Source organism: Palleronia abyssalis (assembly GCF_900302445.1).
GTDB lineage: Bacteria > Pseudomonadota > Alphaproteobacteria > Rhodobacterales > Rhodobacteraceae > Palleronia > Palleronia abyssalis.
This window is the reverse complement of the sequence record NZ_ONZF01000013.1, coordinates 97,514-110,663: the sequence shown is the minus strand read 5'-3', so window position 1 is coordinate 110,663 and position 13,150 is coordinate 97,514. Positions and strand designations below refer to the sequence as shown.

At 63.4% G+C, this 13,150-nt stretch carries 13 protein-coding genes; 7 read left to right on the top strand and 6 right to left on the bottom strand.

Annotated features, from left to right (window positions below):
• Positions 1 to 88: 88 nt before the first annotated feature.
• The 3 genes from PAA8504_RS19290 to PAA8504_RS19280 form a co-directional block, all read right to left on the bottom strand.
• Entirely contained in the window at positions 89 to 712 is a 624-nt protein-coding gene (locus tag PAA8504_RS19290; protein ID WP_245897700.1) for a branched-chain amino acid ABC transporter permease, read from the bottom strand.
• Entirely contained in the window at positions 709 to 1,599 is an 891-nt protein-coding gene (locus PAA8504_RS19285) for a branched-chain amino acid ABC transporter permease (protein WP_108895775.1), read from the bottom strand. The genes PAA8504_RS19290 and PAA8504_RS19285 overlap by 4 nt, the downstream gene beginning before the upstream one ends.
• A gap of 82 nt (positions 1,600 to 1,681) precedes the next feature.
• A complete protein-coding gene (locus PAA8504_RS19280; protein WP_181375879.1) occupies positions 1,682 to 2,824 on the bottom strand; it encodes an ABC transporter substrate-binding protein in 1,143 nt (380 codons plus the stop codon).
• A 314-nt stretch (positions 2,825 to 3,138) separates the two neighbouring features.
• Between PAA8504_RS19280 and PAA8504_RS19275 the strand changes: the two genes are divergently transcribed.
• Positions 3,139 to 4,764, top strand: coding sequence for a class I adenylate-forming enzyme family protein (locus PAA8504_RS19275; RefSeq protein WP_108895773.1), 1,626 nt, complete (start codon positions 3,139 to 3,141; stop codon positions 4,762 to 4,764).
• Between the two features lie 107 nt (positions 4,765 to 4,871).
• On the opposite strand, the gene PAA8504_RS19270 is transcribed toward PAA8504_RS19275, so the two are convergent.
• Complete coding sequence (locus PAA8504_RS19270) at positions 4,872 to 5,189, bottom strand: 2Fe-2S iron-sulfur cluster-binding protein (RefSeq protein WP_108895772.1); 318 nt, start codon at positions 5,187 to 5,189, stop codon at positions 4,872 to 4,874.
• Positions 5,190 to 5,252: 63 nt separating this feature from the next.
• Positions 5,253 to 5,777 carry a VOC family protein gene (locus PAA8504_RS19265; RefSeq protein WP_181375878.1) on the bottom strand — a complete coding sequence of 175 codons (525 nt, stop codon included), beginning with the start codon at positions 5,775 to 5,777 and terminating at the stop codon, positions 5,253 to 5,255.
• A 115-nt stretch (positions 5,778 to 5,892) separates the two neighbouring features.
• Between PAA8504_RS19265 and PAA8504_RS19260 the strand changes: the two genes are divergently transcribed.
• The 3 genes from PAA8504_RS19260 to PAA8504_RS19250 are packed head-to-tail and all read left to right on the top strand — an operon-like array spanning position 5,893 to position 8,817.
• Complete coding sequence (locus PAA8504_RS19260; RefSeq protein WP_108895770.1) at positions 5,893 to 7,149, top strand: aromatic ring-hydroxylating oxygenase subunit alpha; 1,257 nt, start codon at positions 5,893 to 5,895, stop codon at positions 7,147 to 7,149.
• 7 nt (positions 7,150 to 7,156) lie between these two features.
• Positions 7,157 to 7,948, top strand: a complete 792-nt coding sequence (locus PAA8504_RS19255; protein ID WP_108895769.1) for an enoyl-CoA hydratase/isomerase family protein — start codon at positions 7,157 to 7,159, stop codon at positions 7,946 to 7,948.
• Positions 7,945 to 8,817, top strand: a complete 873-nt coding sequence (locus tag PAA8504_RS19250; protein WP_108895768.1) for an SDR family NAD(P)-dependent oxidoreductase — start codon at positions 7,945 to 7,947, stop codon at positions 8,815 to 8,817. Before PAA8504_RS19255 ends, PAA8504_RS19250 begins: the two co-directional genes overlap by 4 nt.
• On the opposite strand, the gene PAA8504_RS19245 is transcribed toward PAA8504_RS19250, so the two are convergent.
• Positions 8,814 to 9,554: an SDR family NAD(P)-dependent oxidoreductase gene (locus tag PAA8504_RS19245; RefSeq protein ID WP_108895767.1), complete on the bottom strand. Its 741-nt coding sequence runs from the start codon at positions 9,552 to 9,554 to the stop codon at positions 8,814 to 8,816. The genes PAA8504_RS19250 and PAA8504_RS19245 overlap by 4 nt on opposite strands.
• Positions 9,555 to 9,622: 68 nt before the next feature.
• Between PAA8504_RS19245 and PAA8504_RS19240 the strand changes: the two genes are divergently transcribed.
• The 3 genes from PAA8504_RS19240 (at position 9,623) to PAA8504_RS19230 (ending at position 13,136) form a co-directional block, all read left to right on the top strand.
• Entirely contained in the window at positions 9,623 to 10,585 is a 963-nt protein-coding gene (locus PAA8504_RS19240; protein WP_108895766.1) for an AMP-binding protein, read from the top strand.
• Between the two features lie 85 nt (positions 10,586 to 10,670).
• Positions 10,671 to 12,428 carry an FAD-dependent oxidoreductase gene (locus PAA8504_RS19235; protein WP_108895765.1) on the top strand — a complete coding sequence of 586 codons (1,758 nt, stop codon included), beginning with the start codon at positions 10,671 to 10,673 and terminating at the stop codon, positions 12,426 to 12,428.
• 138 nt (positions 12,429 to 12,566) lie between these two features.
• Positions 12,567 to 13,136, top strand: a complete 570-nt coding sequence (locus PAA8504_RS19230; RefSeq protein ID WP_108895764.1) for a nuclear transport factor 2 family protein — start codon at positions 12,567 to 12,569, stop codon at positions 13,134 to 13,136.
• Positions 13,137 to 13,150 lie beyond the last annotated feature (14 nt).

Here is a 13,150-nt window from a genome sequence, read left to right as displayed (position 1 = left end):
AGCAGCTCTATCAACTCATGCGCGAAGCGCGGCTGACACTCGCAGCAAACGCTCGCCCAGAGGCCGGCAGGAACGGCCTCACCTTGCCTCAAGCCCACCGGGGAGCCGTTCCGGTGAATAATGCGGGATAAAGGCTTTGCAGACCCCCGAAGAGACCGCCCAACGCGCCCGACAGGATGAAGGCGATGATGTGGTACTTGCCGATGTTCACGCCCAGAGAGGACGCGACGCTTTCCTCCTGACGCAGCGCGTTGAACACGCGCCCCATCCCCGACCGGCCGATGTTCCACAGAACGAACATCGTCGCCGCGACCACCAGAAGCAGGATCCAGGTGTTCACCTCGCGCGGGATTCCGACGATCCCCAATGCGCCGCCGGTGAACCCCTCGCCATACAGCAGCAGCGACAGGATGATCTGCACGAAAGCCAAAGTGGCGATGGCCTGGAACGCGCCCCGCAGACGGGCCAGCGGGAACGCCAGCAAGCCGCCCACACCCGCCGCCAGTGCGGTGCCCAGGATCACGGTCAGGAAGATCGGAACGTCGGTTTCGGTCGCAAGGATCGCCACGCAATAGGACCCCAGCGCCGCGAAACCCGCCGTCGCGATCGAGAACACCCCGGCGCGCAACGCGATCTGCTGGCTGTACCCGAACCCGACCGACAACAGGAAGAAGTCGATGATCGGCTGATAGGCCAGATAGAACTGCATCATTGGCGGGTCCCCCCTGCGACGGCATTGATGTCACCGAACAGCCCGTTGGGCCGCACCAGCAGGACAAGAAACAGAAGACCGAAGATGATGGCATCCGTCAGCCCCGAGGGCAGATACGCGACGGTCAGCGATTGGGCGACACCCAGCAGAAGCGACGCGACGATGGCCCCCTGAACGCTGCCCAGACCGCCGATGACGACGACGACGAAGGCGCGCAGCATGTAGGGCTCTCCCATCAGGAACTGGATCGAGTTGAACAGCAGCCCGATCAGAACACCGGCCAGCCCGGCCAGCGCCCCCGCGATGAAGAAGGTCTGAAGATAGACGCTTTGCGCGTTGACCCCCAGCAGGGCGGCGGCCCGCTCGTTCGTCGCGACCGCGCGGACCTGCCGTCCGAACGTCGTCTTCTTGAGATAGAAGATCAGCGCCGCGACCAGAACGGCCACCACCACCAGGATCACGATCTGCAACAGCGAGATCCGAAGCCCGAGGATATTGTAGAACTGGATCGGGAAGGTCCCGAAGGGAAAGTTCAGCACCTGCGTGTTCGACACCTGCTGCGCGATCGAGACCAGGATCAGGTCCACGCCGATCGACGACACGAGGGCCGGAAACTCGGCGTTGCCGCGTTTGCGCAGGGTGCGGAAGGCGATGAGGTCGATCAGGATCGCGATCAGGCCCGTGGCCAGCATCGAGAACCCGATGGCCATGAAGAAAGGCAGGCCGTTGATGGTGCAGTAGTAAGCGATAAACGCCCCGGCCATGAAGGTGGCGCCATGGGCGAAGTTCAGAAGCTTCTGCACCCCGAAGATCAAGGTAAAGCCCAGTGAGAAGAGGGCATAGACCGACCCGGAGACAAGCCCGTTCAGAATTTGCTGTGCTAGCATGGTATCAACCCGTCGTGGGGGAAACGACTTTTCGTGTCGAACGAGGGGCGGAGGCCTGGCCCCCGCCCCTCAGGCAAAAGGATCACTCGGGCGCGACAGCGAATTCGCCGTCCGTGACCTGAAGCACCTTCATTCCGAAGTAGGGCACCCGCTCTTCATCGAAGCTGTAGGAGTGGGTTCCCACGACGACCGGGACGTCCTCTTGCGCGCCAAGCGCGTCGCGCACGCCTTCCCGCGTCGCGTTGTCGGCTTCGGCCGCATCCCGGATCGCGTGTGCGACGACCTGCATTCCCGAATAGCCCATCGCGTTCCATTCGTCGGCGGGGAAGCCCATCTTCTCTTCGAAGCTGGTCGCGAACTCCTGCGAGAACGCGTCATCGCCGCCGCCCGGCACCCAGGCCCCGATCAGATAGACGCCCTCGACCGCGGCACCGCCCTTTTCGATGAAGGTGGGCGAGGCGAAGGCGTTGTGGCCCAGGATCGCTGTCGACGGGTCCAGCCCGGCCTGCTTGAGCTGCAGGATGATGTTCGCCCCCTGCGCGGCGGGCGTGCCGACGAAGACGCAATCCTGATTGGCGGACGCCACTTTCGTCGCCAAAGCGGAAAAGTCGCTGTCGGCGAGGGCCACGCCGTCGTTCGACACGATGTCGACCCCGGCCTCGGTGATGAGGTCCTCGTACATGCGCTGCAGGGCGACATAGGCCTCGTTATCCTTGACGCCGATCACCGCGCAGGTTTCGACGCCCAGCGTTTCCGAGGTATAGTCGGCGATGAACGGCATCGTGACGCTGGCCGGTTGGGTCATGATGAACGACCACGGCCCGTTTTCGAGGACTTCCATCGAGTTCGTCGTCGTCATGACGGGGAATTCGCGCTCGTTGGCGACGTTCGCACCCGCCAGCGCGACCGAGCCCGAGGTCGGCCCCATGATCATCAGGACATCGGGATCGGCGGCAAGGCGCGTGATCAGCGACAGCGTCTGCGTGCGGTCCGTGGCATCGTCCTCGACCGAGAAGACCAGCTTGTTGCCCTCGCCGAAAAAGCCTTCCTCGTTCAGCTGTTCTGCCGCAAGCGTGGCCCCGTCGGCGACGTTCTTCCCGATGAAGGCTGCGCCCCCGGTGAGAGACTGCAGAATCACGGCCTTGTAGTCTTCGGCCTGGGCAACACCGCCAAGCATCACCGCCGCGCCGCTGGTCGCCGCCAGGATTTGTGTCCGAATCTTCATGTTTTCCTCCGCCTTGCATGGCCGTTTTTTGCGTATACAGTTTCCGCACGGATCCGGCCGGCCCCACCGCATTCCGCGCATTGTATGACGGATTTGTCCATCAATATACACAACAATCAATGAAATTCTGTCCAAACGCCCCGTGGGACACCCGCGAAGAGCCGGCAATAAAGCGGAAAAACGCTGAAAAACGGGGGCGATGGAAGCCGGCGCCGGTGTTTGCCATCTCTTTTTTTGTTGTATACTTATTTACTGATCTTCATACGCAATGTGATCCGGGGAGGGTTAGAATGGCGACGGTGGGAGGAACAACCATGCTGGACTTCAAGACATTCACGGCCGTCACGACCATCGGCGACCTGCTGCTCAGAACCGCATCGGTCTACCCCGAGAAAGATGCAATCGTCTTTCCCGACCGCCGACTGACCTTTGCCGAACTGAATGCCAACGTGATGAATCGCGCCTGCGGGCTGCACGACCTTGGGGTCGGACCCGGGGACCATGTCGGCATGTTGCTTCCGTCATGCATCGAGGCCGTCGAGTACTTCTTCGCCATCGCGCTGCTCGGGGCCGTCTCGGTTCCGATCAACGCCCGCTATCGCAGCACCGAACTGAGCTTCGTGATCGAAAACGCCGACCTCAAGGCGGTTGTCACCCAAGGCAAGGTGACCGAGGGGCTGGATTTCGTCGCCCGCCTGACTCAGGCCTTTCCCTCTCTGGCCGATCAGCCCGCCGATGCGGATCTGGGCTTGGCCGAGGCTCCGCTTCTGAAGCGGATCATCCTGACCGGGGATGACGCCGGGAACGGCTTTACCTCGGGCAAGGCGTTCCGGGCCGCGGCCAAGACCACGTCGGACGACCAGATCCACGCGATCCGGAACCGCGTCCGCGTTGTCGACACCGCGCTCATGCTTTATACGTCTGGCACGACATCCCGTCCCAAAGGCTGCATGATCTCGCATGAAAGTCTGATCCGCACGGGACAGGCGATGGCCAAGCGGTACGAGATGACGGACCGCGATGTCTTCTGGTCGCCGCTGCCGATGTACCATATCGGCGCGATGTTCCCGCTGTGTGCCGCCTATTCGGTCGGGTCGACCTACCTTTCAATGCAGTATTTCGACGCGGGCGTCGCCCTTGAGATGATCGAGGCAGAGAAGGCGACCGTGACCTATCCGAGCTTCGGGACGTTCATTGGCGACATGATCTATCACGAGGATTTCGCCAAGCGGGACCTGTCCTCGATCCGCATCATGAACTCGAACATGGCCATGCAACCGGCCAGTTTCGCCAAGGCAATCCAGGAAAAGATCCCCAATGCGATCCAGGTGGGGACGTTCGGCATGACCGAAACCTCGGGCACCGTCACCACAAGCTTTCCGACCGACACCTACGAAGAGCGGACCCGGCGCCTGGGCAAGCCTTTCGACGGGCTGGAGGTCAAGATCGTCCACCCCGAAACCGGCCCCTGCGGCCCTGACGAAATCGGGGAAATCTGCGTCCGCGGGTTTTCGATCTTCACCGCGTATTACAAGGACCCGGACAAGACGGACGAGGCCAAGCGCGACGGCTGGTTCCATACCGGCGACCTGGGGGCCTTCGACAGCGACGGGTCGCTGATGTTCCACGGGCGGCTGAAAGACATGCTGAAAGTCGGTGGAGAGAACGTGGCCGCGCAAGAGATCGAGGCGATGGTCACTGGGCACGCGGCGGTGAAACTGTGCCAGGTCGTGGGCAAGCCCGACCCGCGGCTTCAGGAAGTCCCGGTCGCGTTTGTCGAGCTTGTGCCCGGAAGCGACGTCGCACCCGACGACATCATCGCCTTCTGCAAGGACAAGATCGCAAGCTTCAAGGTACCGCGCGAAGTCCGGTTCGTGTCGGAATGGCCGATGTCGTCGTCCAAGATTCAGAAGTTCAAGCTGAAAGAGATGCTGGACTGAACGCGCGTTGGTGATCCTGGCGCACGAGCGCCAGGATCCGGGACCGGTTTTGGCGCAAGAGCAAAGATCGCGGACCCGGCCAGATCGGTCGGTCCGCGATTAGAAAGTCATTCCTCGGGGGCGAGCGTCACCTTGATGCCGTCAAGCTCGTCGGTCATCTCGATCTGGCACGAAAGCCGCGAGTTTTCCTGGTAGTGGGCCGAGAATTCGACCAGCTCGAACTCGTCGATCGAGCGTTCACCCGTCTTGTCCCGCCATGCCTCGTCGACATAGACGTGACAGGTCGCGCAGGAACACATGCCACCGCAGATCGCCGCGATGTCGAGGTCGCCCTTGTCCCGAAGGTTCAGCATCAGCGAAAGCCCGTTTTCCGCATCGATGGTCTTTTCCGTTCCGTCGCGATCGACGGCGATGATCTTGGGCATGTGACCCTCCCTGTTCTTTGGATCTGGATATTGTATTCATTGAATACCGTCAACGCATACACGCTATAGATCGATGCGAGGCGCGCTCCCGTCCCACTCGGCGCATGTCCGTTCGATCTTGTCGAAGAACTTCAACAGCCCGGCGCTTGGTTGCACAAGCTCGAGCACCCGCCCGGTATTGTCCGGATCCGTGTCCATATAGGCGAAAGGGATACCGGCCATCGTGACACCGCTTTGAAGCGGATCGATTCCGCGGGCCTTCCAGGAGGCCAGGCTGGCGTCCAGATCCTCTGTCATGGCGCAGACGTGGTGCAGCCCGCCGCCCTGGGATTGCAGGAATTCCGTGAAGATCGACGCACCCCCGCCGGTTTGCTCGATGATCTCGATCTGAAGGCCCTTGTGGCTTGAAATCGCGACACGGGTCTCGGCGTCGCAGGGCTGACCACGAAACGTGACAGAGGCGTAAGGCACCGTTTTGGTTGCAAAGAATGGCCCCACACCCATGACATCGACCCAGTGATCCACTGCGGCATCAAGATCGGTCACCACGTATCCCAGTTGCATGATCTCGCCGAAACGGTCGCTCATGGCTGGCCCCCTCAAAAATACAATGATATATGTTTGCATATACGAGCGGCGTCGATAACATACAAGAAATTCAGCGCCCGGGTGCCATGAACGCTTTGATGCGAGGAGGACCACGATGAAATCCAGCGATGTTCAGTCCATCAAGGACCAACAGGCCTACGAATCCAAGCGCGGTGGCCCGCCCGAAGGCTTCCCGCAGCTGCCCGACATTCCCGGCGGCCGCTATGTCGACCCCGAATTCAATCGGCTCGAGATCGAGCGGATGTGGCACAAGACGTGGGTCTACGCGATCCACGCCGACGAGGTCCCCGAAACCGGGTCGTACGTGCAGTGGACGCGGCTGGGCGAGCCGCTGTTCTTCATCCGCGGCGAAGACCAGGAAGTGCGCTGCTTCTATAACACCTGCCGCCATCGCGGCGCGCCCGTCGTGACAGAGGAAAGCGGCAAGTCGCGCGGCGTGACCTGCAAATATCACGGCTGGACCTACAACACGCGCGGCGAGCTGATCAATCTGCGGGACCGTCGCGATTTCGTCGATCTGGACATGTCCTGCCGCGGGCTGATCCAGGTCCGGTGCGAGAACATCGGCAACCTCTATTTCGTCAACCTCGACCCCGAGGCCGAACCGCTCCGCGACTATCTTGGACCGGCCGCGCGCGATCTGGACGAGGTCAAGCCCGACACGCTGGTCCTTGTCGACAAGACGGCGATCAAGGTGAACTGCAACGTGAAGATCCTTCTGGATGCATTCATGGAGACCTATCACCTGAAATCGATCCACCAGAATACGGTCGACCGCTTCCTGGACCATCGGGGCACCGCCATCACCTTGTGGGACAAGGGGCACAGCCGCATGGTTACGCCCTACAAGCGCGACGGCTGGAAGGATCCCGGCGTCAAGGGCTTGCCCGAAGTCGAAGGCGTCGATCCGTATTTCGAGACGACGAACTACTCGCTGTTTGCCTATCCCAACTTCGTCTCTCCGATCGCACCCGCGGGCATACCGGTCCTGTGCTTCTGGCCCGATACCATCGACACGATGACGATCGAGGTTCACTGGTTCGCGCCATCCTGGGGGGATGGCGAGCGGCCCGAACGGTGGGATATGCGGCTGAAGAACTTCCTCGACATCCTGGACGAGGATTTGCAGTTCGCCGACAAGATCCAGACCTCGGTCGAAAGCGCCGGGCTGCGTGGCTTCCCGCTGAACTATCAGGAACGCCGCATCTATCACTGGCATGCCGAACTGGACAAACGCATCGGCGCCCAGGACTTGCCGGAAGAGCTGCGCGTTCCCGACAAGCTGGGGGACTGGGTGGACGAACCGGCACCGGCCGACGCACCGAAAGCCGCCGAACCCGTCGAAAGCTGAGGCGGTCATGTCCACAACGGCCCAGCAGCCGTCGGTCCTGGCCGCGCGGCGGGGGGCGGTCTTCGTCATCACGCTGAACCGGCCCCACGTGTCGAACGCGATGGATGCCGAAGGGTCGTATCTTGTCGACCGCTACCTGCGCGAGGCCGAGGCCGACCCCGAGATCGGCGCGATCATCCTGACCGCGACGGGCGACAAGGCGTTCTGCGCGGGCATGGACATCAAGGAGGCCGCAGAGCGCGGCCCTGGCCACGGGCTGGTTCCGGGCGCGGGCTTCTGCGGCGTTACCGAACGGGTCATCGGAAAGCCCGTGATCGGCGCGATCAACGGCGCGGCCGTCGCAGGCGGGTTCGAGATTTCGCTGGCCTGCGACTGCCTGATCGCCGCGGACGGCGTCCTGTTCGGCCTGCCCGAGGTCAAGCGCGGCATGGTGGCTTTTACCGGCGGCGTGCAGAGGCTGGCCCAGCAGCTGCCCCGCCAGATCGGGATGGAGATCATCACCTGCGGCACGCTTGTGTCTGCCGAACGGCTCCAGGCCCTCGGCGTCGTCAACCGCGTCGTGCCCCGCGACCGCCTGATGGACGAGGCCCACGCCTTCGCGGACACCATGCTGCGAAACTCGTGGCACGCGATCCGCTTCGGCAAGGCGCTGTTCAACGAGGCCCAGAACGAACCGCTCCCCGCCGCGATCAACCGGGGACACGCCAATGCAGATCGGCTGATGAGATCCGAGGACAGCCGCGAAGGGATCGCGGCCTATGCCCACAAACGCGATGCCGCTTTCGGGAGGACACCATGAACGACCAGTCGCCGCAGAAGCCCAACTGGGGCCTGACCCCCGAAGAGCTGGCAACGCACAAGACCATCTTCGCCCCCGACCTTCTGGAAGGTCAGCGGTTCCTGATCACGGGCGGGTCGAAGGGCATGGGCAAGGCGATGGCCTTTCTCTGCGCGCGGCTGGGTGCGAAGGTCATGATCTGCGGGCGGCGCGAAGAGCTGCTGCAGGAGACGCAAAGCCAGGCGAAGGAGCTGATCGGCGCCGACATCCGCTATCGCGCCATGTCGGTTCGCGACGAAGATCAGGTCGATGCCCTTCTGGACGAAACGTTCGAGGAGTTCGACGGCCTCGATACGCTCGTGAACAATGCCGGCGGGCAGTATCCCCAGAACGCGATCGATTTCACCCGGAAGGGCTGGAAGTCGGTTCTGGACCTCAACCTCAACGCGCCGTGGTGGCTGATGCAGGGCGCCGCGCAGCGGTGGCGCGACAGGGGCGCGCCGGGGCACGTCGTCTCGAACGTGGCCCATGTCGAACGTGGCATGCCCCAGGCCGCGCATACCTGCGCCGCGCGGGCGGGGGTCATCTATCTGTCGCGGACCGTCGCCACCGAATGGGGTCCGCTGGGCATCCGCGTGAACTGCGTGGCCCCCGGCGCCATCGCGACCGAGGGTCTGTCGGACTATCCGCCCGAAGCCACCCAACGGTTCAACAACGTCAATCCGATGTTCCGCATGGGCGACAGCTGGGATGTGGCCGAAGGCGTCGTCTATCTGTCCGCCCCAAGCGGCGATTTCATCACCGGCGAGGTTCTGACCATCGACGGTGGCATGCGCATGTGGGGCACGGTCTGGCCCGCAGGCGTCCCCGAGAAATTCCAGACGTACTAGTCCCGCGGGATCATCGACATGGTGGCCTTGGTCAGGCCACCATCGACCACCAGCTCGTGCCCGTTGATATAGGACGCCTCCTCCGACGCCAGCCACAGTACCGCGTTGGCGATATCGGCTTCGGCGCCAAGCCGTCTGGACGGCACCGCCGACGCCCGGCGGTCCGCGACGGCTCGGTCGGCATAGATTGACCGGGACATCCCGCCCTGGATCATCCCCGGCGCGACCGAGTTGACCCGAACCCCAAGCGGCCCCCACTCCTGCGCCATCATCTCGGTCATCGCGGCCAGACCGCGTTTCGCACCGGCATAGGCATTGACGCCGGGCGAGGTAGCAATGCCCGCCGTCGAGGTGATGTTGACGATAGACCCGTGTCCGCGCGCGATCATCCGTGCCGCGACCAGCCGGGAGACATTGACGGCCCCTGTCAGATTGACGTTCAAGATCCGGGCAAACTCGTCGAACGACGTCTCGAGCAATGATCCGAACTTCAAGATCCCCGCGTTGTTCACCAACAAGTCCGGTACGGCGCCAAGGCCATCCAGCGCGGACACCACCGTGTCTTCGCGCGCAACGTCGCCTTCAAAAAACCGCACGTCGGGCAGCTCGTCCAGGATGGGCCGGGCGGCATCGCGGCACAGGTCGAGTATCGCCACGTCCCAACCCTGCGCCTGCGCGCATCGGGCCATCTCGGCGCCAAGGCCCGTCCCCCCGCCGGTGATGAATGCCAGTGCCATTGCGGAACCTCATTGTATATCCTACGCTTCATAGCGAACACAATTTATGTTCAGAAGGAAGTCCTCAGATGCCGCCATCCGACGCCTTGCCTGACTTACAAGCCGACGACGCGATTGGATTCGCGGCCATCGTCCAGGGATGGGCCGCCAGATCCGCCGACGCCCCCGCCCTGGCCGGTCTGACCTATGGCGAGCTGGCGCATCGGGTGAAGGCCGCTCCGGTCGGCCGGGAACCCGTCACGGCCGTGTCGGCCGAGATATCCCCCGAGGCTGTCGTCACCGCAGTGTCCGCCTTGTCCCGGGGCGCCGTCCGTATCGGGCCAGAGGCACCGGCCCCCCGCGCCAAGCCCGGCGATCTTGTCCTGCCCGTGTCGCGCGACGGCATGGCACCGGAGCTGGTCCGGTTTCCGCAGTCCAATCTGATCCGTATGGCCACCGGTCTGGCCTCGCGCTATCGCCTGTCCGCCACTGACCGGATCTGGATCGACGGATCGCTAACCGAACCGGGCACATGGCTCATTCTCGTTGCCGCCTTGGTGGCTGGCGCCCAAGTTTTGACCGATCCGGACGGCGCGACGGTCGCATGGCTTCTGAACGATAATCCGGTGCCTGACAGCAAGACGCTGCGCACCGTCCATCTTCGTGCGGGCCGGGATGCGTTGCTGTCGTTGCAGACCGAAAGGCCGGACTTGACGGTCGGCAACGGCCTGAACCTGCCGGAAGGCGGCGGGTTGCCCGTCTGCACGGACCCCCGCGATCCCCGCTCGGTGATGCACACCACGTTGGGCCGACCGCTTCCGGGGATGGAGGTGATGATCGTCGATCCCCGCACCGGAATGGACATGCTGCTGTATCAGACCGGCGAAATCTGGCTGCGCGGACCGGGCGTGATGGCAGGCTTTGCCGATGGCGACGCCCCCTTTGTCCAGGGCCGGTTCCTGCCCACCGGCGTTCTGGGCCACCTCGATTCCGAGGGGCGGCTGGTCCTGCCAAAGACCGAGGAAGACACGTTGCGCATCGGCTATCCTTAGGGCAGCGGCGGTCGCGATTTAATGTATACTCAATACCGGTTGATAACGTACAATTATGCGGATCAGCGGTGATGGGAGGCAGGTGATGACCACGAAATCAGCGTGTACCGTGGATGTTCTGGTGATCGGCTCTGGCGGTGCGGGTCTGACGGCGGCGGCCACCGCCCGCAAGGCCGGGCTTGACGTTCTGGTCGCGGAAAAGGAGCCGGTGTTCGGCGGCACGACCGCGACGTCCGGCGGCGTCATCTGGATCCCGGGCAACCGCCACGCCGCCAAGCTGGGCGATTCGATCGGGGTGTCGGACACCACCGACGCGGCGCGCACCTATATTCGGATCGAGGCCGGCCAGCATGTCGACGAGCCGCGCATCGAAGCGTATCTGAAATACGGCCCCGTCATGGTCGACTTCATCGAGGCCCAAACAGAGGTGAAGTTCCACGCCATGGAATTTCCCGACTACCACCCCGAGGAACCCGGCGCGTCCAAGATCCGCTCTCTGGGCACGGTGGAATACGACGCGCGCAAGATGGGTCCCCTGATGAAGACCCTGAAGGGCGAACTTCCCCAGACGCTTTTCCTGGGCCTCGCGCTCGGCTCTTCCCTGGAGATGGAGAATTTCATGAAGGCCGGCCGGTCGGTCAAGGCGATGGGGTTCGTGGCAAAGCGCATGGTCGGACATTTTCGCGACCTTGCTCTGCACAGATCATCGCAAAGCATTGTCCGGGGGCGTGCCCTGATCGCGCGACTGGCCCGCACCCTGCATGACGACGGCGTCCCCTTCTGGCTGGAAAGCCCGGCGCGCGAGCTGATCCTTGACGGCGACAAGATCGTCGGCGCCCGGCTGGAGACTCCGGACGGAACGGTCGAGGTGCGCGCGCGCCACGGCGTTGTCTTGGCAGGCGGCGGCTATCCCCGCGACATGGCGCGGCGGCGCGACCATCATCCCGGGGTCACCGCGACGATGGAGCCTGTTCTGCCGGTTCCCATGGGCAATACCGGCGACGGCGCGCAGATGGCCGAAGCGGTGGGCGCGCGGTTCAACGGCAACCTGTCCTCGGCTGCGGCCTGGATGCCCACCTCCAAGCTGCCGGACGCGACCGATTTCACAGGCGTCTGGCCGCACCTGGTCGATCGCAACAAGCCCGGTTTCATAATGGTCACGCCCGACGGCCGGCGGTTCGCGAACGAATCCGAGAATTACCGCGATCTCGGTCTGGACATGATCGCCACGTTCGAGGCGCGCGAAACCGACACCTGCTGGCTGATCGGGGATCGCCGGGCCGTTCGACGATGGGGCATGGGCTTCGTCCGCCCGTTCCCGATCCCGCACGGCCACTACGTGCGCAGCGGGTATCTGAAACGCGGCGAGACGCTGGAGGATCTGGCGGGGATCTGCGGCATCGACCCTGTCGAACTGGCCAGCACGGTCAAAAGGTTCAACGGCTTCGCCAAGGCGGGCGTGGATGCGGATTTCCAGCGTGGCGCGTCGGCGTACGACAAGCACCACGGCGACGAGGAGAACACGCCGAACCCGGCTTTGGGCACCCTCGACACCGGGCCGTATTACGCCGTTCGGATCTATCCCGGCGAGATTACGTCCTACAAGGGACTGGCGACGGATGCGAATGCGCGCGTGCTGGGGCATGACGACCAACCCATCGACGGGCTTTATGCGGTGGGCAACGATCAGGCGAACGTATTCGGCGGCGGGTATCCCGGTGCCGGGGGCACGATCGGGCCGGGGATGGTCTTCGGCTGGATCGCCGCCAAGCATATCGCCGAGAAATCGGGGCGCACCCTGCCCGGTGTTCCCGCCGACAAGCCGGGGCTCGCCGCCGAATAGCGCTTTGGGCCAAGGCGCCCCCCAGCGACCGCCTCGGGCGTTACATTCGACCGACGGTCCAAGACCGAATTTTATGGACTGGGGCGCTGTTGTGCATACACTGACTTTGCGTAAATATCCAAATACTGAGGTGATCCCATGAATATCCACTTGGTTTCCGCGGTGGTGGCGCTGTCGGTCGTGTCCACACAGATCGCGGCCCAGACCTTCCCGCCCCAGCACTGGGCGGGCGAGTCCGGCCTTCTGAGCCTGGGTGAGAATGGTCAGGTCGATCTGTCTGCCGCCGACCCGATGGATATCCTGCGCATCGAGGAAGCGTTCATCCGCTGGGGGCTCTATTATGACGAAGGACGCAGCGATCTGCTGCCTTCGCTGTTCACCGAGAGCGGGGAAATGGTGGCCACGCTGGGCAGCGCCGAGCCGATTGCCACGTTCACCGGCCCCGAGGAGATCGGCGGCTATGTCGATGCCACGCTGGAACAGCAAGGCGACCAGCGTCGTCATTCGATCACCAATTTCCTGGTTCAAGAGATCTCGGAGTCTGAGGCATCGGCCATGGCCTACGGCATCGTGATGGTCGCGGCAGACGGGCTGAGCGTCGGGTCCTCGGTCGTGTATACCGGCGATCTGACCAAGGGCGACGACGGCGTGTGGAAATTCGAACGCTTGACCATCGCGATCGACGACTACGCCGGTAACCTGAACTGATCCGGTCCGCGGCC